This is a genomic window from Paenibacillus sp. JT22N12, assembly GCF_056269365.1.
Genome location: NZ_JBWDNU010000009.1, coordinates 178,123 through 203,009 on the forward strand (window position 1 = coordinate 178,123; position 24,887 = coordinate 203,009).

Annotated in this window: 19 protein-coding genes; 4 read left to right on the plus strand and 15 right to left on the minus strand. The window is 51.2% G+C overall.

The genetic code is table 11. The annotated features are described in order from the left end of the window. Window position 1: 1 nt before the first annotated feature. A complete protein-coding gene (locus AC0YOA_RS27205) occupies window positions 2-877 on the minus strand; it encodes a LysR family transcriptional regulator (protein WP_475789310.1) in 876 nt (291 codons plus the stop codon). 202 nt (window positions 878-1,079) lie between these two features. Here AC0YOA_RS27205 and AC0YOA_RS27210 point away from each other — a divergent pair, with 202 nt between their 5' ends. Next, window positions 1,080-1,991, plus strand: a complete 912-nt coding sequence (locus AC0YOA_RS27210; protein WP_475789311.1) for an NADP-dependent oxidoreductase — start codon at window positions 1,080-1,082, stop codon at window positions 1,989-1,991. A 116-nt stretch (window positions 1,992-2,107) separates the two neighbouring features. Here AC0YOA_RS27210 and AC0YOA_RS27215 read toward each other — a convergent pair whose 3' ends face one another. From AC0YOA_RS27215 to AC0YOA_RS27225, 3 genes are all read right to left on the minus strand, one after another. Next, entirely contained in the window at window positions 2,108-3,376 is a 1,269-nt protein-coding gene (locus AC0YOA_RS27215; RefSeq protein ID WP_475789312.1) for an alkaline phosphatase, read from the minus strand. Between the two features lie 367 nt (window positions 3,377-3,743). Then, window positions 3,744-4,814 (minus strand): CHAP domain-containing protein, encoded by a 1,071-nt coding sequence (locus AC0YOA_RS27220; protein ID WP_475789390.1) that lies wholly within the window; start codon window positions 4,812-4,814, stop codon window positions 3,744-3,746. Window positions 4,815-4,998: 184 nt separating this feature from the next. Continuing rightward, window positions 4,999-5,736 carry an alpha/beta fold hydrolase gene (locus tag AC0YOA_RS27225; RefSeq protein ID WP_475789313.1) on the minus strand — a complete coding sequence of 246 codons (738 nt, stop codon included), beginning with the start codon at window positions 5,734-5,736 and terminating at the stop codon, window positions 4,999-5,001. Between the two features lie 234 nt (window positions 5,737-5,970). Between AC0YOA_RS27225 and AC0YOA_RS27230 the strand changes: the two genes are divergently transcribed. Then, complete coding sequence (locus AC0YOA_RS27230) at window positions 5,971-6,411, plus strand: VOC family protein (protein WP_475789314.1); 441 nt, start codon at window positions 5,971-5,973, stop codon at window positions 6,409-6,411. Between the two features lie 80 nt (window positions 6,412-6,491). Here AC0YOA_RS27230 and AC0YOA_RS27235 read toward each other — a convergent pair whose 3' ends face one another. Together AC0YOA_RS27235 and AC0YOA_RS27240 are read right to left on the minus strand one after the other, a co-directional pair. Then, window positions 6,492-7,325: a helix-turn-helix transcriptional regulator gene (locus AC0YOA_RS27235; RefSeq protein ID WP_475789315.1), complete on the minus strand. Its 834-nt coding sequence runs from the start codon at window positions 7,323-7,325 to the stop codon at window positions 6,492-6,494. Between the two features lie 222 nt (window positions 7,326-7,547). Continuing rightward, window positions 7,548-9,020: a protein adenylyltransferase SelO gene (locus tag AC0YOA_RS27240; RefSeq protein ID WP_475789316.1), complete on the minus strand. Its 1,473-nt coding sequence runs from the start codon at window positions 9,018-9,020 to the stop codon at window positions 7,548-7,550. A gap of 425 nt (window positions 9,021-9,445) precedes the next feature. Between AC0YOA_RS27240 and AC0YOA_RS27245 the strand changes: the two genes are divergently transcribed. Further along, window positions 9,446-10,132: a Crp/Fnr family transcriptional regulator gene (locus AC0YOA_RS27245; RefSeq protein WP_475789317.1), complete on the plus strand. Its 687-nt coding sequence runs from the start codon at window positions 9,446-9,448 to the stop codon at window positions 10,130-10,132. 76 nt (window positions 10,133-10,208) lie between these two features. After that, window positions 10,209-10,826 carry a peroxiredoxin family protein gene (locus AC0YOA_RS27250; RefSeq protein WP_475789318.1) on the plus strand — a complete coding sequence of 206 codons (618 nt, stop codon included), beginning with the start codon at window positions 10,209-10,211 and terminating at the stop codon, window positions 10,824-10,826. A 184-nt stretch (window positions 10,827-11,010) separates the two neighbouring features. On the opposite strand, the gene AC0YOA_RS27255 is transcribed toward AC0YOA_RS27250, so the two are convergent. The 9 genes from AC0YOA_RS27255 to AC0YOA_RS27295 form a co-directional block, all read right to left on the minus strand. Beyond that, window positions 11,011-12,462 carry an FAD-dependent oxidoreductase gene (locus AC0YOA_RS27255; RefSeq protein ID WP_475789319.1) on the minus strand — a complete coding sequence of 484 codons (1,452 nt, stop codon included), beginning with the start codon at window positions 12,460-12,462 and terminating at the stop codon, window positions 11,011-11,013. Window positions 12,463-12,838: 376 nt separating this feature from the next. Then, window positions 12,839-14,452, minus strand: a complete 1,614-nt coding sequence (locus AC0YOA_RS27260; protein ID WP_475789320.1) for an extracellular solute-binding protein — start codon at window positions 14,450-14,452, stop codon at window positions 12,839-12,841. Between the two features lie 31 nt (window positions 14,453-14,483). Beyond that, complete coding sequence (locus tag AC0YOA_RS27265; protein ID WP_210046476.1) at window positions 14,484-15,377, minus strand: carbohydrate ABC transporter permease; 894 nt, start codon at window positions 15,375-15,377, stop codon at window positions 14,484-14,486. A 19-nt stretch (window positions 15,378-15,396) separates the two neighbouring features. Then, complete coding sequence (locus AC0YOA_RS27270) at window positions 15,397-16,323, minus strand: ABC transporter permease (protein ID WP_210046526.1); 927 nt, start codon at window positions 16,321-16,323, stop codon at window positions 15,397-15,399. 309 nt (window positions 16,324-16,632) lie between these two features. Then, on the minus strand, window positions 16,633-18,765 hold the full coding sequence (locus tag AC0YOA_RS27275; protein WP_475789321.1) for a helix-turn-helix domain-containing protein: 2,133 nt from the start codon (window positions 18,763-18,765) through the stop codon (window positions 16,633-16,635). Window positions 18,766-19,153: 388 nt separating this feature from the next. Next, window positions 19,154-20,239, minus strand: coding sequence for a mandelate racemase/muconate lactonizing enzyme family protein (locus AC0YOA_RS27280; RefSeq protein WP_475789322.1), 1,086 nt, complete (start codon window positions 20,237-20,239; stop codon window positions 19,154-19,156). Window positions 20,240-20,335: 96 nt separating this feature from the next. After that, window positions 20,336-21,511 carry an enolase C-terminal domain-like protein gene (locus AC0YOA_RS27285; RefSeq protein ID WP_475789323.1) on the minus strand — a complete coding sequence of 392 codons (1,176 nt, stop codon included), beginning with the start codon at window positions 21,509-21,511 and terminating at the stop codon, window positions 20,336-20,338. Between the two features lie 36 nt (window positions 21,512-21,547). Then, window positions 21,548-24,055 (minus strand): beta-mannosidase, encoded by a 2,508-nt coding sequence (locus tag AC0YOA_RS27290; RefSeq protein WP_475789324.1) that lies wholly within the window; start codon window positions 24,053-24,055, stop codon window positions 21,548-21,550. 12 nt (window positions 24,056-24,067) lie between these two features. Next, window positions 24,068-24,886, minus strand: coding sequence for a carbohydrate ABC transporter permease (locus AC0YOA_RS27295; RefSeq protein ID WP_475789325.1), 819 nt, complete (start codon window positions 24,884-24,886; stop codon window positions 24,068-24,070). Window position 24,887 lies beyond the last annotated feature (1 nt).

A 24,887-nucleotide genomic window follows, 5' to 3' on the forward strand; every position in this document is an offset into this window, starting at 1 on the left:
CTTACTGTTCGGCAAAGTATTGTACGAAAAAATCCCTGAACTTGCGGGCTGCCAAAGAGAGATAGCGTTTCTCGTGCCATATGATTTGAAAATTGCGCTGACACACAGGATATTCAATACGCAGCAGATGAAGCGGGACACCCGGACTTCTTCCGCACCCGCCGATAAGGGCAATTCCCAATCCGGCACGGACAAGATTTGAAATGCTGGCAGGTTCGTCTACCTGGCAGACGTATTTTGGCGATATCCCCGCTTTGCGGAAGAAGCCGTCATTCATCGGCTGGAAAAGAATGCCCTCTTTGTAGCCGATAAACGGCTCATCCGCGACCTCTTCCAAACGAATACTGTCACGGTCCGCTAACCGGTGCCCGGGAGGAACGGCCAAGAAAACATCTTCGCTGAACACAGTCGTTGCACTGAATTCCGGGTGTTCGACGGGCAGAGCCGTAAAACAAATATCGGCTTCGCCTGCTCCAAGCAGAAGAGCTATTTCTTCCTCTTTTGAAACCTGTGTGAGCCGGATATTGACTCCTGGGTAGAGGGAGAGGAACGCCCCCAGCGGCTCTGTTAAACGGTCCAGGGCGGATGTCGCCAAATGAATGACTCCATGCTCCAATCCCGCAAGCTCGGTAATTTCCTTCTGCCCCTCTTCCAGCGCGCTGAGGGCCGCTTCAACCTTTTTCAAAAATATTTGTCCAAATGTATTAAGCCGGATATGTCTTCCATAACGGTCAAACAAAGGCACGCCTACGCTCTCCTCCAACCGGGAAATCGTCTTGCTGAGAGCGGGCTGCGCAATACGCAGCTCCTCGGCAGCCTTCGTCATATGCTCCAGTTTGGCTACCTTGCGAAAGTACTGCAGCTGCAGCAATTCCATCCTTGTCCCTCCTCCTTATATACTCAAGTATATGTATTATATGTGTTTAGATATATTTTTGTTTATTTACATTTTATTATAAAATAAATGATGCCGGCAAACAATTGAAATACTGAAAAGATACATTTTATACATTCAAATACTTTTAGAAAGGGTGAGCTTAGATGGACAATCGTTATCCCAGACAGGGAGGGGAAGCAGCATGAGAGCAGCGGGAATTGTCTCCTTTGGCCCTCCGGAGGTTTTGCAGCTAATCGAGGTTGAGGCTCCTCAAGCAGGCGCGGGCGAAGTGCGGGTCCGCGTCCAGGCTGCCGGAGTCCAGCCCGCCGACTTGGCCGTACGCAGCGGTTGGACTCCACCCGGGGCAGCAGTGCATTTCCCTCAGATTCTTGGCAACGAGTTCGCGGGGATTATTGATCAGGTCGGGGAAGGCGTCACCGGCTTCACTGCCGGCAATGAGGTTCTGGGCTTTCGGGTGCTGGGATGCTATGCCGATTATGTAGTGGTGAGCAGCAGTCAGATCGTGACCAAGCCCCGGACTATGGCATGGGAGGTCGCAGGGGCACTGTCCGCCTCCGGGCAGACTGCCCATACTGCGCTGAAGGAATTGGGCGTCGGCAAAGGCGACACCGTATTAATTCATGCCGCCGCTGGCGGGGTCGGTACGATCGCGGTCCAGTTAGCCTTGTCCTGGGGGGCTACCGTCATTGGCACAGCCAGCGAGCAAAATCACGGTTATCTTCGATCGCTCGGAGCGATTCCGGTCAGCTATGGGGACGGTCTGGTCGAAAGAGTCCGGGGCCTCGCACCGGATGGCGTGGACGCGGCGCTGGATGCGGCGGGAGGCGATGCTCTGCGCGCTTCGGTACAGCTCGTTGCGAACAAGGCTCGCATCGGCACAATCGCCGCCTTTGACATTGTGCAGGAGCTTGGAGTTCGTCCGATCCGCAGCCAGCGGTCCGCAGCCCGGCTTGCCGAACTCGTCGACCTTCATACCCAGGGAAAGCTGCAGGTTCATATACGGAAAACGTTTACGCTGTCCGACGCAGCCGATGCCCATCGGGAAGTAGAAACCGGACATGGCCGCGGGAAGATTGTTCTTACAATCGATTGATTCCTAATCTGGAATAACATACGTGTCGGACACTCAACTGCGAGAATATGTGCCTCCAGAGACACAAACAAGGCTAGCCAGAATTACTGGCTAGCCTTGTTTCACTCTTTACTGCATTATTTTTTCACTTTAAGTCCCAGGGACTGCATGAGCTTGGTAAATACTTCGGTATTTTCATAAATACCAGAGAACATTTCGGCGTTTTTGCCAATTGCCGTTAAAGGGATATCGACCGCCGTATGACCTGAGGTTGTCCAGTCAACAACAAAGTTATGTTTGGAGTTCACAATGGCGAAAGGACCGTCTTCTTTGGAAATAGCGTCGCCTGACTCGTCTCCGGCGTCAACTTCTTCAATCGAGAACCCGCCTGTTTCATGATCGGCAAGTACGAGAACAAGCGTATCCGGGTTTTTCTTGGCAAAATCTTTGGCAACTTGAACCGCTTTGTCCAGCTGTTGACCTGCTTTAATGGTCATTTTGGCATTGTTTTGGTGAGCGAATTCATCTGTACCTTCTTCTTCAACCATCAGGAAGAAGCCTTTTTTGTTTGACGCAAGCGTGTCAATGGCTTTTTTGGTCATGTCCGGAAGAGAGACAATCGGGTTGTAAATATCCCCTTCGCCTTCCGGTTTTTGCTGGAACATCTCCTCATTGGCAAACAGTCCAAGCAGCTTGCCGCCTTTTGCTTTTTGCATATCGGTTTTGTTCGCAACATAGCTGTATCCCAATGCTTTAGCCTTATTGATCAGATTTCCTTGAGTTCCCTTGCTTTTTTCTGCTGGATCTTCAGCCGGCTCGTCTTTGAATTTGCCAGCATCGCCCGCAGGGTACCAGAAATCCTCGCCGCCGCCGAGAAGCACGTCAATTTTGCTTTTGGTCAGGTACTGCAGGGCGATGTCGCTTTGCTTGGCACGGTCTTCAACATGCGCGCCGAATGCAGCGCCGGTAGCATCCGTAACTTGGCTGGTTGTAACTACGCCAGTGGCTTTTCCGGCATCTTTCGCGTATTCCATGATTGTTTTTACCGATTTTTTGTTGGCATCCACGCCGATTGCGCCATTATACGTTTTTACACCGCTGGCATAAGCCGTAGCTGAAGCAGCCGAATCCGTAACGGGGATAGTGGATCTTGTATGAATTAAACCAACGTATGGCATAGCATCCATAGCCAGTTTACCGTTTTCACCTACAGTGGCAAGACGGATCGCGTCACGCTGGGCTGTGCCCATGCCGTCACCGACGAACAAAATCACGTTTTTCGTTTGCGAAGAAGCAGCTTCTGCACGATTAGGCGCTTGAGCGCTGACTACACTTGTTACGAGAAGGGCGGTTGCCGCAGTTGCTACCATTGCTGCCTTAAATCCATTCTTTTTCTGTGATTTCATATATTCCCTCCTAAGGTATGTGTACCCCCTCATATTAAAGCACTTACATTAACAGAATGTTTTCAAATTATGTATATAATGTTAACGAAAAAATTGATAGATTCGTCTTAAGCCTGCATATGCGACATTCAGATTTCCCTTGTATTTGCTAGCTTTGCCTGTGTATATAGGGGCTATTAACAACGCTGGTTCAGCCACCGCGCATTATACGGATTCAGTCCGGTGCATGACAATAAAAGCTCTTGAAGGCACCCTTTCCGCCTTCTATCGCTGGGTTATTTACCATAAACATACAATTTTATAGCAAAAATAAATAAAGCGAAACGCTGTTCAAAATACTATGAATCCAGTCACAAATCTGTTATCCCTAAAGAATCGGACTATAGCTGCCGTCAAAATGATACCGGTAGCTCTCATCAATTCGGATATAGCCCCGTATGCAATGCCTTCTGTTCCTATAGAAGACGCAGGAGAAATTCTGATTATCTCTATTGCCCTCCGCGACTACTATTTTTTCCTCCTCACAAGCCAGTAGAATCCCGATATGATCATGCGGGTCGTCAGACAGCAGCTTCTCATAGATCACGATATCACCGCGCTGCGGCGTGAACCCTTTCTGATCGTCTTCATAAAAAAATCCGGTTTCCGGCAGCCCAGCCCACTCTAGCCAAGCGCCTACGCCTGCAAACCGGCAGATCGAGTTCGGGTACCGAATCGGCAGCAGAAATCCGGCTTGCCGGCAGCAATGATAGACGAATGCGGCACACCAGCTGTTTTGCAATTCTTTATAGACGTTTCTATCCGGCCAATACTGGCAGATTTCCCGATATCGTTCATCTCCCGGAACGCCAATTATGTCTTCTCCGGCAAGCGCTTCCGCTATGTCGGCCAGCTTGCCCCGTTTGCCGGCAGCGGAGAAGCTGCTGGATACCCTACTCTCACTGTGCATATTTTCCGGCATTTCATGAGGAATCCCCAATTCACGAAGCACATTTTGAAGCCTTGGGGTATCCTGCTGCGATACGCTTCGGCCCCTATTCTGAAAGTACGACTGCATAGCATAAGCATCCTTGATCATTTCATCATAGGGACCATGGGTTCCGGTTCTATCTCCCTGATAGAAAATCGCCTGTTGGATGATGAGCTGCTCCTCTTTGGTAAAAATGTTCATATCTCTTAAAATAGGTCTTACCGCCTCGGCGCTGTTCGGACCGGGAAAGTCATGGATTCCGGTTTTATACAAATAATAACCATGAAGCAATCCTGCGATCTCCGCCAGTTCCTGATTAAGCCCTCTTTTCATTGCGAGCATCGAAGCAAAAGCGGACACTCCGTACAGATGGACACATGCTTCCTGCTGCCGGGCTCTGCTAACGATAGACATGATCATTTCTTGAACGGCCACGCGGACGCTGTCCAGCCGCTTATTCGTTTTCACAATTTTCAAATTTTCTCCCTCATTTCGTTCGGATATAAATAGGTACAAATTGAAAAGAGGAGCTGCCAGGTAGCAAGCTCCTTCATTATTCTATTCCATTGGCGCCGAAATAAAGACTTTATTAGTTAGTCGCCCATTAACTTCATTTTCTATAATTCTATCAATAGTACCATAATTTTCTTAACTATTGCGAGCTATTTATTCCAGCCAGAAAGCTCACTACATCGCTGTAAAAAAGCTCCTTTTCCTTTTCTTTTATATCATGTCCGGATCGACGATATTCCTTTATAGATAATCTGCTGCACATTTCCTTGTAACGCAGAAGATCGCTATCCGTGATTAATGATCCCTGAAGTTTACCTCTGGCTACTAAAACATTCATTGAGAGGACGTTCTCAAGACTCGACTGGGAGGATTCACTTTGAATACCCAGAACAGCTTCCGGACGAATATAATTCGTCCGACTGTGCGGTATCAAATAGTTATGGATATAATCTTTCACCCAGTCCTCGGACATAGCCCGATGTTCTGGAGGATAATCACCAAGAATTAAAGATTTTATTTGCCCTTTATGTTTTTGGGCATAGCCAAGCGCGTATGATGCCCCACGCGAATAGCCGAACAAATGAAACAACTCCACTCCAGCATGTCGAACAACCGCCTCTAGATCGGAAACATGATCGTCAAGATTGTAGCCATTAACCGGTGTATCACTCCCTCCTCTTCCTCGGAATGATAGAAGTATACATCTTCTCGGTGAAACAGCTTCAAGCAGGTCAATATATTCCTCTGCTGTCTCCGATAATCCTGGACAAACCACTAACGGAATGCTATTTCCATCTGATTTCGATTTCTCCAGTGAATCGTAGTAATGGATTTTAACATTGTTGTTATTCGCATGAGTTGATGCATATAGCGTCATTACACTCCTCCTTACATATCTGACCACTTCAAGTTCATATTTCTATTTTCCCGGCTGCTTCAATCCACCATCGAAATTCCTTTTCCAGCCCTATCCAAATAATTCAACCCTATGACAAAGTCCTTATAATTCATATGCCGTAAAAAGGGATAAATGAAAGCAAACATTGGCATTTGCACGAATGTTGTACGATAAGGATGTACGCAAAATTCTTAATGAAAAGGTGGTTAAAAAATGGGTGCGCCAGCTGGGCAGCAGAATGTTGTTCCTTATATCATGGTTACTGACGGGCAGGTCTTGATCCAATTTTTAGAGAGCACTTTTGGCGCTCAAGCCGGATTGATCGTCAAGAGTACGAATGGAAAAAAAATAACGCATGGTGAATTAAAGATCGGGGAAAGCCTGCTCTACTTCGCTGATGGTACGGAGGAAGCCGTCAATTGCGATGATGATTGCAGCAAGGGCGAACAGAAGTACGATACCGAACTTAAAGCGAAGGAACCATCGAATATTCACATGTATGTCTATGTTGATGACGCAGCAGAGGCCGTGCGGAGAGCAGAACTGGCAGGCGGCACTTCCGTAACATCCATGATGGTAGACGAAAATGGCATAATGGGCGGCTTTGTTGATCCTTTCAACAATTTATGGTGGGTCAAGTCACCCAAGCAATAACAATCGACAGGCTACCGATTGATCCGGCAGCCTGATTGGTGTACAGCGTCTGCATTGCGGAAGCCTCACATCCTTTATGGCTATGCTTCCTCTGACGCAACCGGAATGTAGACGCAGCAGTGCAAGTTCATATTGCCATTGAGACTGTCAAAAGAATTGATGTCATACATGCGCTCTCCGGCTCCGGGGACCTGGTATAGCACCCGGCTTACTCTTTTGAGCTGGATATCATGCAGTTCCCACATGGCGGCGAACTCAGCGCTGTCCATGATTAATTGCTCAACCGTCTCGCGATACCAGGGGTCTGCCGCATAATTATCGTAATAAGTCCGGTAAACCCCGACCGAGTAGCGTGCAAACTCTTCCCAATTGATCAGACGCCGCCGCAATTCCGGATCAACGAACAATAACCGGATCAAGACACGCTCCTGAGCGGGCAAGGCTGCGAAGTCCGCAATAATTTCATTGGCCGCCTGATTCCAGGCAAGCACTTCCGATCGATCATTCGTTATGAAGGCTGGATACGTTAATTGATTGATAATAATCTGCCACTCCGAATTGATTTGCGCATCCATCGAGACAGAGGGACCGGATGAATGGGGACTCGACAGCTGAATGAGATGCAGGCGCTCATCTTCGGTCAACTGCAGCGCTTTTGCGATACTCTCAATGACTTCCCTGGATACCGCCACATCCCGCCCTTGTTCCAGCCATGTATAATAAGTCACGCTGACTCCTGCCAGAAGGGCAGCTTCCTCCCGTCTAAGCCCTGGCGTTCTTCGTCTGCCGTAGGAAAAGTTGATGCCGGCTTGTTCCGGCTGGAGCCGCTCCCTGCGTGATTTCAGGAATTCACCCAGCGTTTTCATTTTAATGCCGTCGGTGGCTATATGCGCCCTCTCCTTCGAAACTCTCACTGATCCATACCATTAAAGTATAATCCGTTTGGATCAAATTGTCATATCGCGTCCAGGGATATTATGCCATACTGCCGAAAGTCTATTCCGTAAACAACGTCGAACAAAATAAAATCTTCATGCTGATGAGGCCGATACAATTGTATCGGCCTCATTCTCTTTCGTGTGTATTCTCTTTCGTGTGCAAATACGAATAATTTGAAGCATTTAAGACCGGAAGACTCAGGTGCCGCAATAGGTTCGATAAGGCTGGGAGGAATGTTCAGGCAGCGAAGTATACTCCTCCTGTTCGGGGGAGTGCGCGTAAGGCTTCGACAGCGCAGCCAGCAGCCGCTGCATGATGCTGAGGTCCCCTTTCACGGCGGCCTCGAGAGCGGCTTCGACCCGGTGGTTGCGCGGGATAACCGCAGGATTGCTGTCCCGCATCAACTGCTGCGAGGCTGGCTTCGCTTGCTCCTGCCTGCTTCGTCTCGCCTGCCACCGGTCATGCCATTGGACAAATTCGGCGGTGCCATGCAGTACTGTCTCTTCCGTTCGATCCCAAGTAAGAGCGCGGAAGGTATTCGTGTAGTCCGCGCCATGCTTCTGCATCATCTTGAGGAGATCATCAATCAGAGCTTCATCCTCCGGCTCTTCATTGAAAACTCCCAGCTTCGCCCTCATGCCTGCCAGCCAATTGCTGCTGTAAAGCTCGCTAAATTGCGAGATCGCCTCTTCGGCCAGCCTGACCGCCTGCTCTTCGTCGTCATGCAGCAGCGGCAATAAAGCTTCGGCAAGTCTCGCGAGATTCCACTTGGCGATGCGCGGCTGATTGCCATAGGCATAGCGGCCTTGGCTATCAATCGAGCTGAAGACCGTTTCCGGGTCATAGGCATCCATGAAGGCGCAGGGACCATAATCGATCGTCTCACCGCTAAGTGTCATGTTGTCGGTGTTCATCACCCCGTGAATGAATCCCGCTTGCTGCCATTTGGCAATCAGTGAAGCCTGACGCTGTATTACATTCCGAAGCAGGGAAAGGTAACGGTTCTCACCAGCGTTGCTGTCTTTAAAGTGTCTATCCCATGTATAATCCGCCAGAGCCCGGAGGTCGTCGATCGCATCCCGTGCCGCCGCATATTGAAAAGTGCCGAATCTCAAATGACTGGCAGCTACGCGGGTCAAAATAGCGCCAGGCAGCTCCTCCTCGCGAATCACCGATTGCCCTGTCGCCACCACCGCCAAGCTGCGGGTGGTCGGAATACCAAGCGCATGCATCGCTTCGCTAATGATATATTCGCGCAGCATCGGCGCGAGCGCAGCCCGGCCATCGCCGCCGCGGGAATATGGCGTACGGCCGGAGCCCTTAAGCTGTATGTCCACCCGTTCGCCCGCAGGCGTAATCTGTTCGCCCAGCAGCAGCGCCCGTCCGTCCCCCAGCATCGTAAAATGGCCGAATTGATGCCCTGCATAAGCTTGAGCGAGCGGCAGGGCGCCCTCAGGAACCCGGTTCCCGGCAAGCTCCGCTACGCCGTCCTTGCTTTGCAGCGCCTGGCTATCCAGCCCGAGAGAGACCGCCAGCCGCTCATTGAATATCACTAATTCCGGTGACCGTACGGGGATTGCATCGAGCGTGGAGAAGAAGGCTCCCGGCAGCCGCGCATAACTATTGTCAAAGCTCCAGCACGGTTCGATTCTTGTTTTCTCTTCCGCCATTATATTCACTCTTCCCTTCTGATTAGTATTGCTGATAGTATACCCTCTCGGGTGCCGCTTACACATGCCTGCTGCTCTATCAGCTGCCATGATTCTCCAATGCCGGCATCAGGCCCTGATGGCTCTCCTGCAGGCTTCAATCGTTTCCTGAATGCGAGTTTCATCAAGCGGATATTTCCCCAGGCGATTGGCAATCGTTCTCGATGAAGGCTTGTTCCTCCGAGAAGTGCATTCAAAATATCTTCGCGCTTCCCCAATTTCCTCACCTTCCATTATAGTACATTTTATTCTAATTACTTACCCTCATAGACATGACAGGCGTGAAACTTCACAAACTCATCGATGCCATGAGCCTGCTGGTTGCTGCTCCGCGCACCGATCCTGTACAATAAGGCTATCATTCTGTCCGATCGGAGAATATCCTCATGACCCGACTTTCCCCAGAGCTGCACACTCTGTCCGAGGTTTTTCCCTGTTTTCAAGCGCTCTCGCCTGAGGAGTGGGCCGATGCGCAGCCCGTGCTCCGGGTTTTTCCTGCACATTCGACCCTGTTCCGCAGCGAGGATGCCGCTGAATATGCCGTGTTCCTCCTAGCAGGAACCGTACAAATCTCGAATATAACCGAACACGGCCGTGAAGCCGTTGCAAGCCGGCTGTCTGCCGGCGATATATGCGCCATGATGGTGCTGAGCGGATTGAGCGAACGCGAATATCCCGGGGCTATGACGGCTGAGACCGAGGTTACGGCCCTCTTCGTCACGAAGAGCTCGTTTCTGCTCTGGATTCAGAGGCATGCCCCTATTCGGAACGCGGTGTTCGGCAATATTCTGGATGGACTGATCCGAATGGGTGGCAGCCTCTCGGCCAAATTGTCAAAGACGCTGGAAGCGCGTCTCGCAGAAGTCCTGTTGAAGCTGACAGCGGAGCAGCCAACCCTCCATATTACACATAAACAGCTGGCTGCCGAGCTTGGTTCCGTACGTGAAGTCGTCAGCCGCCAGCTGAACCGTATGCAGTTGAAGGGCTGGATCACAACGGGAAGGGGCTGCGTATCGATTCAGCAGCGGGAAGCTTTAAAGGAGCTTGTTGGTGACCAGGTCACAGAAGGCTGAGGCTTCGCGTGGTAGGGTAAAGTCAGTCGGTTCAGACTGAGGGTTACCCTATCATATAACCAGGAGGCTATTTATCATGAGAATTCCATTAATCAAGGGGATGACCGCACCGGATTTCATATTTGCCCATGTTGACGGAGCCCCGCCACTGCAATTGTCCAGCCTGCGCGGCCGCAGGGTGCTGCTTGCGTTCTTCCGCAACGCAGCCTGCGCCATGTGCAATCTGCGGGTGCGGCACTACATCCGCAGCTATGACCAGTGGAACCGGCAGGGGCTCGAAATCATCGCGGTGTTCGAGTCGCCCGAGACCAGCATCACCCGCCATGTCGGCCAACAGGAAGCGCCATTTCCGATAATCGCCGATCCTGAAGCGAAGCTTTATGACCTGTATGCTGTTGAGGTATCCGAAGAGAAGACGCAGGCGACGATAGCAGATCCGAATACAGAGACGTTCGTCAAGGAGGCAGCGGCGGCTGGCTTCGCTTTGACTCCGGAGGAAGGCGCCAATTTTCACCGTATTCCGGCCGAATTCCTTATCGATGAGAAGGGCATTATCCAGATGGTACACTACGGCCGGCTGATAACGGATCACCTGCCGTTAGATGTTATTGAGCGTTTTGCCGCTGAAGATAATAGAGGCGCAGCCCGTGCAGGAAAGTCTACAATTGCGGCTGTACCAGGCCCAAAATACTAGTTTCTCGGTTGCTGCTTCTTCAGCAGTCCCGTATGGCTGTATAACAAACAGGGGAGCCGACCGTAAGGCCCCCCTAATCTTTATTGCTGTAAATAAGCCTCTCTCTTACTGTATCATTCGTTCGTAATCGTAGATCATCTTGACCTCAAAGTGCCTCTCCTTGGATACTGGATAAAGCGTCCATTTAACAAGGCATAATCTCTTCCAGTGCTTCCGCAAGCGGCAGCCCATGCTCCTCCAGCAGCTCCGCAAGCAGCTGGCGGCCCTCGTCGGATGTTTCAAGAGCCATTGTGACCATTTGCGGATTAAACAGCTCGCGCAGCGGCACCGATAGTGTATTCACTGCCCAGTACATGCCGAATAATTGGAAATTATGATTTCCCGTCCCCTCCTTCAGCATCAAATCCATGAACCTCCGGGCAAAAGCAATCCCCTTGAGCGGCTCGCCCCCCGCTTCGTATTCGACGCCTTCCCACTGCAAATCCGCCGCGCAGTTGAGCCACCAGGCAGGCGTAATCGCCTCATCCTGCATTTTCCGCAGCACGCTCTGCTCGAAGCCGGATTGAGGATTTCTCCTTTGCTCCTGCAAGCAGGCACTCAGCATATCCGCTTCGATCGCCGCCACCGTGATGCCTTGACCAAAGATAGGATCATAGATGCAGATTGCATCGCCCAGCACCAGCAATCCCGCAGGCCAACTTTCCATCAGCTCATAGTGACGGCGGTACAATTCCGGTACGCGAAAGCCGCGGGGCGGAGTGACCGGTTCAAGCTCCTTCAGGATCTCCGCAATTATCGGGCTGGGAAGCTGGGCAACAGCCTGTTCGAATTCATCCGCATTCGTTGGCGGGTATTGTCCTCCCGGGCGATAAAGCACCATTTCGGCCACCTGATTCTCGATAAAGGAGAAGACGCCTGTGAACGTTCCGTTTGCCGGCTGGCCCATAATATTAATAACATCCCATTCCTCGGGCAGATGGGCCATATGGGCAGGCACACTGTAACGCCGTGTGCTGTATCCGATTGCGGCTTTCATCTTGTCTTCTTGACGCACCTCGTAACCCAGATCGGTCAGCCATTGCGTAAGCTTCGAGGCGCGGCCGCTGGCGTCCACCACAAGATCCGCCGCAAGCTCACTCTCCCGGCCGGACGCTCCGCGTTCCTTGATTTGAACCCCTGTAACGGCAGTCCGGTCCGAAGTCGTCACGAGCTGCAGCACATCATGCTTCGGAAGCAGCCTTATCTGTGGAATTTGCTTTACGCGACCGCGGATGACCCACTCCAGCGCCGCCCGGCTGAACTTGATATCGTTGCGCGGGTAAGGGTTGGATACCGTGCCGTATTGACTCATCATATGTGCGGTCTTATTCAGTGAAGACGGGGAACCGAGCGCCACCAATTCTTCCTCATAGCCAGGAAAAAGCTTCTCGGTAATCTCCTTGCCGCGGTTCGTGAACCGGTGGGGATGAAAACCATGCGGAACGCCAAGACGGTCCTCGGGCTGCTGCCCGGGGAATTCATCCTTGTCGATGATGAGCACCTCTTCGTAATAATCCGCCAAGACCCTCCCTGCCAATAAACCGGCCATGCTGCCTCCGATAACAATCGCTTTTCCCTGCCTTTGTGTGCTGTTCATGTGAATCTCTCCTTTTTTTGATTGATTAATTCAGTCAATAATGAGTTAAAAAAAATTCCCCTCCAAGATAGTCCCTTAATAAACGAGAAGGAGGGTTTCCGATCCTGTTTTTAGATTGATCTGTTCAGTCAAAAATAGAATAATTCATTTTACTCCGGCTGTCAATTAAAATAGTTCCCTTGTAAGCCTGTTAGCTACTCCTTCCCAGGGTGTCTTCCTGTGTTTTTCCGATCATAAAAAGTAAACCTCGGACCGGTTCCTTTACTGGAGCCGGTCCAAGGTATATGCGCAGCAGGCTTGCGAATTTGGATAGGTTATGACGTTTCTTCGTGGACCTGTCCGGCGCTGTCCGGCGCTGTCCGCCGGCTCTATTCTATTAGTTCGTTCCGGCCCAGCGGTCATAGGCAGTCTGATACACTTCGAGCAGCTTGTCTACTCGCATATCCTCAATCGTCTTCTGGAAGGCATCCCAATTCTCCAGGGGAGCTTCTCCTGCCACCAGCTTGGCTTCCATGCTCTCCAGGTACGTATTGAGGTCGGTTTCAATGCCCTGAATTTGCTGCCTCTCTTCCGGCAGCAGATAGATTTCGGGGAAGACGGGCTCTCCATACGGCGCCAGCTTCTCGTCTACCTCTTTAATTCGGTATTGATGCATGGTATCTTTCCAGTTGGCTTCTACCTCATTGGGAGTGAACATAGGAACCGCCACGCCGACTGCAGGTGTAATGCTGCCGCCGCGGTATTCTTCAAGGTTCATACCTTCGGGCGGGTTCCTGTATTTGCGCAGCTTTTTCTCCGGATCAGCCCATTCCCACAGATCGCCTTCTTTGCCGTAGTGGACCAATATTTCCCCTTCTGAGCTGTACAAGTAATCGACCCATCGGATCATCGCTTCCGGATCTTTGCTCTTGTTCGTAATGGCGAACGTTCCTCTTGTCATTCCAGACCACTGGGTAATCATCGGCTTACGATCGGCAGAACTGGTAAGAGCCGGAAGAATCGGATGTATGGTGGAGCTCTCAGCGTCTCCGCCCAAAGTAAGATAAGGGAGCGAGTCTGTGAACATGCCGATTTGCCCCGCATTTCCCTTGGCAGATTTCTGTTCGACCGTCTGAGAGAACGTCCCGGGATCCAGCAGCTTCTCTTTCCACAGTTTATTCATAAACGTCACGTACTCTTTATATTCAGGTTGTACGGCCCCATAGATGACTTTGCCATCCTTTACGATATGCGCTCTTCCAACAATTCCGAAGGCAGGCAGCAGGATGTTGCGGACATCACCCAGATTAATCGAAGTAAGGGGGATTTCATCCGGCTTGCCGTTGCCGTTAGGGTCCTTGTCTTTAAACGCGGTCAGCAGCTCATACAGTTCATCCGTTGTATGGGGAAGCTCTGATATACCCAGTTTTTTCAGCCAATTCCCGTTGATCCACGTGGCCGGCAATTTGGCTATGGAGGCCATGTTAACAGATGGCAGTGCGTATATATGACCGTCCGGCGTTGTGACCGATTTCTTAATTTCGGGATGCTCGTCGAACATTTTTTGAATATTCGGCGCAAATTTTTCGACCAGACCTTCCAATGGAATGAGAACTCCCTGCTTGCCGTACGTAAATTCATCATCCGGGGTTAACTGACCTCCGAAGAAGACGTCTGGAATTTCACCGCTGGCGAAGGACAGATTCTTCTTCTCGTCATAATCCGCCTGCGGAGGCGTGTTGAATTCAAATTGAATGTTGGTTTTTTCCTGCATTTCTTTGAAAAACTGCAGATTCTTCCATTCGCCAACAAGCGCGTGCCTGGCGCCCATCATGGATACTTTAATCGGCTCCTTTACAATGGGGAATCCTGTTTCGTTGAAATTATCGCCTGGTTCCCGGTTTTCAAGCGCAGCCCCGGATTCATTGCCCCCGCCGTTCGAGCATGCGCTCAGCAGCATGGATCCGGCCATTATAGATGACAAACAGATAGTTAGCCATTTTTTCCTCATCCTTGTTCAAATCTCCTTTAACTGATTATTATCATTCTTTAATAGAACCGACCAGAACGCCCTTCAGAAAGAAGCGCTGCAAGAAAGGATAGGCAATAAGCAGCGGCAGTGTGGACACGATGATGACGCCATATTTTAAGATAGATGCGATACGGGCTTGCGAAGCCATGGCTTCCGCCTGAATGGCACTGCCCGACATATTCTCGGAACTCATCTCCTGAGCGACGAGAATCTTGCGCAGCACCATTTGCAGCGGATACATACTGTCATCGTTCAAATAGATCAGCGCATTGAAATACTGATTCCACAAGCCGACCCCATGGAAGAGCGACATGACCGCAATTATGGGCAGGGAGAGGGGCAGTGCGATACGCAGAAAAATATAGAAGTAGGATGCTCCGTCCACCTTGGCCGCCTCAACGAGCGGATCAGGCACATTTTGCTGAAAGAATGTCTTTGCCACAAGAATGTCCCACGCCCCCACCACGCCGGGAATGACCATTGCCCATACCGTGTTAAGCATGCCTAATTGCTTGACCAGCAAATACGTCGGAATCAGTCCTCCACCGATCATCATGGTCAAGAGAAAGTACCACAGTATCAGCTTTTTACCCATCAATTCTTTTCTCGACAGCGCATAGGCGCATGGCAGCAGCACGGCCAGGTGCAGCAATGTTCCAAGAACCGTGTATACAATGCTGTACAGGTACCCCATCCATATTTCGTTGTTATGCAGGATGCGCTGGTAGCCTTCGAAGGTTATGCCGCGCGGCCAAATCCACACCTTCCCGCTGTTCACAAGCATAGGATCGCTAATGGATGCAGACAAGACGAACAGGAGGGGAAAAAGAATAATCCCGATGACAATCAGCAGCAGTCCATTATTGATCGTATCAAATGTTCGGTCGGACAGACTCCGGTTCATGATTAACGTTCCCCTCCCTTTACCATAAGCTGTTTTCCGTTGTTTTTCGGGCAATCTGGTTGGCTGTGACCAGCAGGACGACATTAATAAGCGAATCGAACAGCCCTACTGCCGCAGAGAAGCTGTACTGCGATTGCAGCAGACCGCTGCGGTACACGAAGGTCTGAATGACGTCGGATGACGACATATTCAAGGCATTCTGAAGCAGCAATACCTTCTCGAAGCCGATTGACATGAAGCTGCCCATTGTCAATATAAACAGAATAATGATCGTCGGCATAATGGCAGGAATGTTGATATGCCATATCCGGCGCATTCTTGAAGCCCCATCGACAGACGCGGCATCGTGCAGATCGGGATTCACGCCTGCCAGTGCCGCCAAGTAAATGATCGCTCCCCATCCAAGACCTTGCCATTGACCCGACCATACGAAGATGTGCTTGAACCAGTGCGGAATAATCAGGAAGGGAGTCGAATCGCCTCCGAACGCTTTTATGATATTGTTGATCAAGCCAGTCTCGGGGTCGAGAAAGGCAATAATCATGCCTGCCATTACAACCGTCGATATAAAATGGGGAGCATAAGTAATCGTCTGCGCCCATTTCTTGAACGCTGCATGCTTGACCTCGTTAAATGAAAGCGCCAGTATAATCGGCAATGGGAACAGCAGCAATCCATACACATTGAGTACAAGCGTGTTCCGAATGAGGTCCTTGAAGTAGTAGGAGTTAAAGAATCGCTGAAAGTGATCGAAGCCGACCCATGGACTGCCCCATATCCCTCTGGTGGCAATGTATTCCTTGAAAGCAATCTGCACGCCATAAAGCGGAATATAATGCAGAATGAAAAAGTAGAGCAAAGAGGGAAGAAGCAGTATATACAGCTGCCAGGTTTTACTCAGGTTTCTCAGAACCATACCTGTCGCTGATTGCGGCTTTCTATCCATGCCTCTCCTGGTTTGATCCAGGGCTTCCTCCGCTTTGAACAAATAGATCTCCTCCCCTTGCAAGATGATGTGCATGCCCAGAAATACCGGTTTTTGGATGCGCTTTCAGTGTATGTCTGACTCAGCATCTCCGTAAACATGTCATTTTTGCAAATGACAATGCGCAAAGCCGAATACTTGGCGGCAACAGACGCATAGCTTGATAAGTGATATGTAGTTTTTGAACTTCAAATGGACCGATTCGCCAAATGACAACGCGTTTGAAATGATAAAAAAGAGCACATCCGCCATGGAAAGTGCTCTCCTGTTTCAAAGCATGTCTGCTCTTCGCTTGCGGTATTCGCCCGGCGTCAATCCCTCCGTCTTTTTGAATTTGCGGATGAAATTTGGCGTGTCGAGGTAACCAACCTCCTGAACGATGGTTCTGATTGGCTTGACGGTATGTTCAAGCTCCCTCTTGACCGCGTTTAACCGAAGCTCCCACAAGTACTGCATGAACGTAATATCCGCTTTCTCTTTAATAAACCGGCTGAGATAAGATTCGGACAATTTGAAGTGGGCTGCCGTTCCCTCGAGACTGAAATCGCTCTCCCTGAAATGCTTTTGGATATAGAGCATGACCTGTTCGCTTAACAGCAGCCTCTCCATCTCCTTATTCTGGGCCGCTTGCCGGCAGATTCCTTCATTGAATTGGTACAGCAGAGTCTCCAAATCTTCAATAGAGGTAAAATTGACGATCTTCTCTTCCAGCGCTGCATCCGCATATTCCATGCTTGCCGCCGCCCGGAAGACAATATTGATGACATCGAAGCAATAGCAGCGAAGCAAATAGACCGGCACGCGGAACGTCTTGAGCTGATTCAGCATTATGCCGAGTGTTTCCGCAGCCGCCTGTTTATTGCCCTTTTTTAAGCTTTGCGTAAGCTTGAGATGAATATCGGACTGATACCAGCCGCTCGTCCCTGTCCGGGCTCCTGACGGCTTGAAATAAACGACGGTATCGGTTCCGCTGGCAAACTTGTAATCCGTCGCCGCCGAGGCCTCGATGTATGAATTATGTACGCGGGTGATGTCATCGTATATTCCCCCGACCCCCATCGTCGCGCCTCGGCCCGAATCTGCCTTTTGCTGTTCCAGGTCGCGAACCGCATTTTCCATGGACTTGTCATTCAAGCAATTTATCAAGACCGCAATGGCATGATCATGAATAAGCTCCACACCAAAGCCAATCGCATCCTGCAAATGCCAGCCTTCCAGTTTCTTTAGCAGCGTACTCCGGACCTTCGCTTCATGCGAGAACAAATCGTCAAAAGAGACATAAACTACGAAAAAATTAGGGTATGGAAAAACAATGCCGGACATGGCGCAAACCTCGCGAATATTGTCCGGATCCTCCCAACTCCCGCCCAGCAGCTTTAACAAACATTGATCCCGGACGTAAGGCTCCTGAACGGACATCCGTTCCTGCATACGATTAACCGGCCGGTATTGATGCGCTGCGAAGAACAGGGCCAGGGCCAATCCTGCAAGAATCAGCCACGCAGCAATGAACAGCAAGAGCATGGGAAGATGGAACGCCTTATTGAAGAATTGTGCGGTCGGCATCGCCATGACGAACGTCCAGCCGGTCTCCGCCGAGCGGACCGTGACCACTGAATATTTCGTATGATGAATAGTTGCCTGGGAGATGCCTTCTGCCGACAAATCGACGGATTCCAAGTCTTTGAATTGGAGCTCCCCGCCATGGTTCTGAGAAGTTATTATATCGTTGTTGTCGTTCAGAATATAAACATGGCCTTCGAAGTCGCCCAGGGCACTGTGCATCATGTTCTGAAACACATCGTCCTGGACAAAATAGATGACGGTCCCGTGCTTATTCGTCTCATGCGGCGGGATGGGGCATAGAAACAGCATCGTACCCTTCCTCTTATTATCCACTGATCCGAAATAGTCCGCAGGAAGTACAGTCGGCGTTTTGAGCCCTTTGATCAGATTTAAAAAACGTTCCTTCTCTATATCGTTTGCCCCCAGTATCCGCTTCAGCAGCGTGTCGACAGAGTAATAGCCGCGGTCTGAGTACATATTCTGCGAATCTCGGTAAAATAGAAAAATTTCATCGATAATGGCGGTTGAAGACTTATAAATACCCAATTTCTTGATCGCTTCCCGGCTGCTGTACGGATGACTGACCATGTAGGGCGTCAGATCCGAGTCATACGTAATTCGGGCGGCAATTTGGTTCATTTCCTTTATCCGATCATAGGTCAGCTCACTGGCCTGCAGCAATTTATTCCTGTTGGCCTCTTCAATTTCATTATTCCATGTTTCGTCGGTTTGATGGTAAATAAACAGGATCATGACGATAAACGGGACGAAAAAAATAATCAGATACGAGAAGACATAACGTTGAGACACTTTGGACTTTATATATAAATTGAACACGGCATCCATCCTCATACCCATTATATAGCGCTTTCATTATACGATATTTATTGCAGGTAAATAAAGCCGGGGTTCGTCCTTGTAGGGGGTCTTTGAGCAGCTGCTGTGGGGAAAAGCGGTTTGTTTCTTGATATGGGCGCACAAGGTGAAACGGCTGTTGCCGTCCTCATGGCGGTGGCTCGTTTCATTCCGGTGAAATATAGAGAAAGTATGGCGAAATGATATACTTTCCTATATTTCAAGGTGAAACGGCTGTCGCCGTCCTCATGCAGGCGGGGCTCGTTTCATTCCGGTGAAATAGAAGCAGAGTATAGGCCACCGTTATACTTTCTTCTATCTCAAAAAAACGCCCGCCCGAAGAATATCTTCAGGCAGGCGTTAATCTTCTTTATCGGCTGATCTGATAGTCTCCCCGATCCAGCCATTCCTGCTGGATCGTTACTCCCCAGCCCGGGCCTTCCGGAACCTGCACTTGACCTCCGACCACCTCCAGGGGCGTCGCAAGCAGACCTTTCGTCCATTCATCCTGTTCGATGGTATACTCCATGAAGGCACCGGCATTCGGGATTGCTGAGGCCATATGCAGCGTGAATATCGTGACCATGGACAGGTTGGCGGCATGCGGCATGCAGACCATCCCGGCCGACTCCGCCATCTTCGCCGCTTCAAGGGCACGGCTCAAGCCGCCGACATAACAGATATCCGGCTGGACGATATCAACCGCCCGCATCGCGATCATCCGCCGGAACTGGGCCAGGTCCGTATCCTGCTCGCCACCGGTAACCGGTATATCAAGCGCATCCGCTACCTGCTTCGTCCATTCCAGCTCCGTATAGGGACAAGGCTCCTCGAAGTGGGACACTCCATACTGCTCCAGCATACGGCCCGTCTCGATCGCTTTGCCCGGCGTCAAGCCGCTGTTCGCATCGACAAACAGCAGCGTGTCGTCACCGACAGCCTCCCTTACCGCACGAACAACCTGCTCCGAACGGCCGGGATAGACGTCCACATCATTGCCGAAATTATTGGCGATGCGGATTTTAAAGGCACGGATTCCGCTCGTTTCCTGCAGCCGCTTGATCCGTTCCGCTTCGTCCGCCGGCGATATATTGCGCTTCATGCTGGAGCCGTAAATATCCAGTCTACGCGGCTGTCCGCCCAGAAGCTCGCATACGCTCTTTCCGGCACGCTTCCCCTTCAAATCCCATAATGCCGTATCCAATCCGCCCACCGCCCGGCAAATATATGAGCCGGGAAATTTATGCTCTTCCCGGATAATAAGCTCGGCTAGCGCTCCCGGCTCATTCGAGTCTGCGCCCAATGCGCGTAGCGCGACCTGCTGGTGGAGTACGAGCGCCGATATATTGGCATGATAGGGAGCAATCTGACCGTAGCCTTGCAATCCGTCCTCCGAGGTGACGCGGACGATCGACAGCTGGCGGGTCGTAAAGGTCTCGATGCTTGTTATTTTCATTCTTGGCCTCCTGCAGAAGTCTGGTGATAATCTGGCTGCACATGCGGAAACGTCTTCCGCCTTCTCCACCTGTTAATCATCAGACTTCTAGTATTATTAACTGTAAACCATTTTGCTCAGGATCGCGCTCTCGTCCAGCTCAATTCCGAGACCCGGCTGATCGGGCAGCGGCAGAAAACCGTCAACCGGTACGAGTTTATTGATATGAAAGTGATTCTGCTGCCGCTGATACCGGATTAAATATTCCAGATAAGGACAGACGGAAGGCGGCAGCGACGCAATGACATGAAGGTTCGCCATTACCGTACAGCCGTGGGGAATGAACTTGACGTCAAAGGTTTCCGCAAGAATGGCGATTTTGCGCAGCTCCGTAATGCCTCCGGTCCAGTCGGGATCCGGCTGCGCGTAATCCAGCAGTCCCCGGTCCAGGAACGGCTTGAATTCCTTGCGCGTATACAGATGCTCGCCGGCCGCAAGCGGTATCGCTCCCCGGCCCTGAAGCACCCGGTAGCCGTCCAATTGATTGGGCTGCAGCGGCTCCTCCAGCCAGAGCGGCCGCAATTCGCGCAGCTGCTCCATCATATCGAGCGCATAGGGCACATCCCAGCCCATCCAGCAATCCAGCATGAAGTCGCTCCCGCCGCCAAGCGCATCCCGGATCTCCTGCGCCATCCGCAGGTTGATCGCCTTGCCCTCCCTGCCGCCCGAGGGACCGTGGCGGAAAAACCATTTTTGCGCGGTGAATCCCTCCTCGGCCAAAGCCTTCGCCTGCTTCCCGGCTGCTCCGGCCTCAATCGGGAATCCAAGCGTACTGGCATATACGGGAATCTGTGTGCGTGTCGGCCCTCCAAGCAGCCGGTAAACCGGCGCGTTGTAATATTTGCCGCGTAAATCCCAGAGAGCGCAGTCAATCGCGCTGAGCGCCATCATGAAATATCCGGAACGTCCATGCCGGTCAACTCTTATTTGATCCCACAGCCGCTCGATATCAAGCGGATTCTGGCCGATCAGGAACGGTTTGATCCTTTTAACGATAATATTCGCCTGCTCCTCGTACACAATCGGCCCGTATAGACCGTCAATTCCCTCGTCCGTATGAATGATCACATAATGACGGACCACGGGAAGCCTGCCATCCGCAAGACTGACCGGCTGGCTGCGCAGTGCGTAGTCGGAATAGCTGTCCAGCGGCGCTGCGGAGCGTTCGTCATGCGCCCACACGGTATCGATTGCTCCGGTCAATTTCCAGACTTCAACATCGGTAATCTTCATCCGTTTCCTCCTCTCTTAACCGGGCCGGAATGACAGTTACAGGTTGAAAGAAACCTTGCTGACGAACGGCGAATAATACGGTTTGGCCGAAATGATTCCCTTCGTGTGCCTGCCCCATATTCGGATGCGTTTCTCTTCACCCGGAAGCAGATCAAAGTAATTGTCCTCGAACAGCCAGCCAAACTCATCCCCCTCCTCGCTGCCGCCAAGCTCAATGCTTCTGGCGAACCGGTCCGTAGTCACCATCAACTCATTTCCGTTTATTTCCATGTTAAGCCTGGCTTCGGGAAATTTCAAATGTTTTTCAATATCCACGAAATCATTCGTTCTGGCTATGACTTTGCCTGTGCCGTCTACGAGGCAGGCGTAGAGGATATACTCTCTCGAAAACTGGTTGAACTCTTTCAGATCGGCAATGAGCTTCGATTCACCCGGAGCGACGAGAGCCTTCCTCGTCATCTCACCTGCAAAAGCGTTGGCGGAAGGGTTGAACAGCCTGATAAACAAGGTTCCCTCCACATCCTCCGGGCTGTCATTGACTACCCATAGATGAATGAAATTGCTCGCGTCAAAGGAGAGCAGAACTGGTTCGTACGCTCTTTTGACAGCATAATAGGGAATATAGGGTTCAAAATAATAGTCGATCATCGAGCCGTAGATGACCGGCCAGGGATCATTCCATCTGCAGACGAAATGCCCTTTGGTAATCCGCTCGCCCCCCGGACTTGCGGACGGTTTTCCTCTGCGGTTGTTCTCAATAATTTTCCTCAAGTAGAGTCCATGGGCCGCTCCGAATTTATAGACCGCCGATTCGAGATCATCCGAATCGTAGAACTGTTCGATCGGCGGGATTTTTCTCCACCCGAATGTAGTCGTGCGCTCCGTCCACGTATCCGGCCAGGGGTATTGGTCCTTCCTGGTGATCATTCCCGAGTACCCTGCGGGCCACGCTCTCTCTCCTCCCATATACCGGACGAAGCTCTTCACCGCTGGCGGTGACGTCCGGATTTCCTCCGCGATGAAGACCGGATAATCGGCTCCAGGCACATACCAGGTATTGGTATAGCTGTGCGTGTCCCCCTCCAGAGGATCATTGGAATAGCTGCCTCCCGAAGGCGAATTGATATGATAATACCGGTCCGGATCGAGTGTCCCGCAGACGTTTCTGTAATCCTCGAGAAATATTTCGCCGCCAATATAAGACTCGCCGGGCAGCTCGAATTCCGCTCCCATGAAGCATTCGTTCCCGCCGCACCACAGCAGGATGGAAGGGTGGTGCTTCAGCCGCTTGACCTGATATTCGGCTTCCTTCCTGCATAATTCGCGGTAATCCGGCGTATCGGGAAACATGCCGTAATCATGAAAAAATTCCTGCCAGACGAGGATGCCCCTCTTGTCCGCTTCCCGGTAGAACGCGTCGTCGTACCGGTCGCATCCGCCCCATACCCGCTGCGCGTTCATATTGCAGTTCTCCAGCATATCCAGCAGCAGATTGGATTTCTCATTGTCCCAGCAATGCGTAATGCCCTGAATCGGAGCAGACAAGGCTCCCCATAATTTGACGGGCCGCCCGTTGATGACAAAGTCCAGCGGCTTCGCCATGACAACATCCCTGAATCCGATCTGTTTCACTTCACGGTCCCTGACCTCGCCGTTTACCAGCACCTCCACGGCAACCTCATACAGCGGCTGCCCTCCGTAGCCGCGCGGCCACCATAACCGGGGGCTGTCGATGGTCAATTCGCAGGAATGCCCCCATCGGCCTTTATGATTGCGGTCTGCCCTGCCGCTGTACTGCGCAACAAGGCGCCGGTCCGGATCTCGGACTTCAACCTTCAGCCCGCATTCTCCCACGCTGCCCCAACCATCGGCTGTTACCTTGATCGTCCCTTGTCCGTAGCCGTCCAGCAGCCTGACCCGAAGATCCGTCCCGATAATTTCCGCCTCGTCTATCACTTCCAGCAGTACCTTATCGTAAATGCCCACGCGGGTAAGATAAGGCTTGGCGCCCAGATACATGGTGAAATCATGCTCGTTTTTCCGCAATAACCGGCTCGGTCTGATTTTGCCGATCCATTCCTCCGGCAGCTCCAGATGCTTGATATATTCATGCACGGAGTGAAAATGGATCATCAAGGTGTTATTCGGCTCCAGCCGGCCGGTCACATCCACCCTGAGCGGCAGATACATATCGTTATGGCTGGCCAGATGCTTTCCGTTCAAATAAATATCCGCCAGCGTATCCAGACCTTTGAAATGCAGAAAGGCTTTTCCCCCGGATACAGCAGGCTCTCCGCAGGCGAATTCACATTGATAAATCCAGTCCTGCTCGGCCACCCACAGGCATGCTTCGGTTTTCCCCCACAGCGCAGGGTCCTCGATAATGCCTTCCCGCAGCAATATCTCATGTACCTGCGCCGGCACAGAAGTCTTGATCCAGTTCTCCGCCGTCTCCCATTCCTTGTCATCGGCGTTTATTTTAGCGAACGGCTCGAAGCTCTTAAGCTCCCAGTCCCCGTTCAGCTCCACAATCTGTTTCATCATCGCACTCCTTATCTATCCCTTGATGCTCCCGCCTACAAGTCCCCGGATAAGATGCTTGGACCCGAAGCCGAATATGACGAGAATCGGCAGCGTCGCAATGGCAAGAGCCAGAATTCTGGCGGAATAATCCGTCCGGTATTCGCTCCCCAATGTGGATATGGCAAGCGGTATCGTATATAACGATTCCTTGTTGATGAGAACCAGCGGCGTCAGATAATTGTTCCAGGACCATAAGAAGAACAGCAGGAAAAGCGTAATCATGGCCGGCCGTATGACGGGCAGCACAATCCTGGCGAAAATACCGAGGTCGCTGCAGCCGTCCAGCCTACCGCTCTCAATAATTTCATTGGGAACGGAGCTTGCGATATACTGCGTCATCCAGAAAACGCCGAAAGCGTTGGCCAGGCCGCCGATAATGAGCGGATACAGCGTATTGGCAAGTCCGAGCGTCCGCATCTCCACCACGAAACCGATCAGTCCAAGCTGCGAAGGGATCATCAGCGTGCCCAGAATAAAATAATAAAGCGACTTCTTCGCCTTGAAATTGTATTTGGCAAAAGCAAAGCCCGTCAGGGCGCTGATCAGCACGGCTCCGACCGTGTTCAGCACCGAGACATAGATGCTGTTCAGATAAAATTTGAAAAAATTCTGCTCCATAATCGATTTGAAATTCTCGATAAAATAATTGCCCGGCAGCAGCTTTAGACCCGTGTACAGATCCTCGCTGACATAGGTGCCCATTACAATCATCATATAGAAAGGAATCAGGGCAAGCAGGGACAAGACCGCCACAAAGAAATACACCGGCCATTTTGCGATTGATATACTCAAG